This window comes from Photobacterium alginatilyticum (assembly GCF_009910675.1).
GTDB classification, from domain to species: domain Bacteria; phylum Pseudomonadota; class Gammaproteobacteria; order Enterobacterales; family Vibrionaceae; genus Photobacterium; species Photobacterium alginatilyticum.
In genome coordinates this window covers 1-684 of the sequence record NZ_RSEJ01000177.1, presented here as the reverse complement: position 1 = coordinate 684, position 684 = coordinate 1, and the positions used below count along the sequence as shown (strand labels likewise).

Here is a 684-nt window from a genome sequence, read left to right as displayed (position 1 = left end):
TGGCGAAGTACAAGCAGTTCTCTGCCTGTATCAACTGTGGCCTGTGCTACGCGGCATGTCCTCAGTTTGGCCTGAACCCAGAGTTCATCGGCCCGGCGGCACTGACGCTGGCTCACCGCTACAACCTGGACAGCCGTGACAACGGTGCAGCAGAGCGTATGAAGCTGATCAACGGCGAAAACGGTGCTTGGGGCTGTACATTTGTTGGTTACTGTTCTGAAGTTTGTCCGAAGAGCGTCGATCCAGCAGCAGCGGTTAACCAGGGCAAAGTGGAATCATCCAAAGATTTCGTTATTGCGATGATCAAACCTCAGGAGGCATAAGGATGAGCAACCGTAAACCTTACGTTCGCGAAATGACACGTACCTGGTGGAAGGATCATCCTTTCTACCGCTTCTACATGGTTCGTGAAGCAACAATTTTACCACTGATTTTCTTCACTATCTGCCTGACTTTCGGTCTGGGTAGCTTGGTGAAGGGCCCTGAAGCATGGGCAGGCTGGCTAGAGTTTATGGCTAACCCAGTCGTTGTGGTTCTGAACATTCTGGCTCTGGCAGGCAGCTTGTTCCACGCGCAAACTTTCTTCAGCATGATGCCTCAGGTGATGCCTATCCAGATCAAAGGCAAGAAGCTGAATAAGAAAGTTGTTGTTCTGGCTCAGTGGGCGGCAGTTGCTGCAATCTC

The 684-nt window shown here is 51.5% G+C and carries 2 protein-coding genes; both read left to right on the top strand.

Annotation, left to right across the window (positions count from 1 at the left end; translation table 11 throughout):
* The coding region (locus tag EIZ48_RS28550) for a 4Fe-4S dicluster domain-containing protein (protein ID WP_160658780.1) at positions 1-323 on the top strand (323 nt) is incomplete at its 5' end.
* Between the two features lie 2 nt (positions 324-325).
* On the top strand, positions 326-684 hold a 359-nt coding region (gene frdC, locus EIZ48_RS28545), incomplete at its 3' end, for a fumarate reductase subunit FrdC (protein ID WP_160658778.1).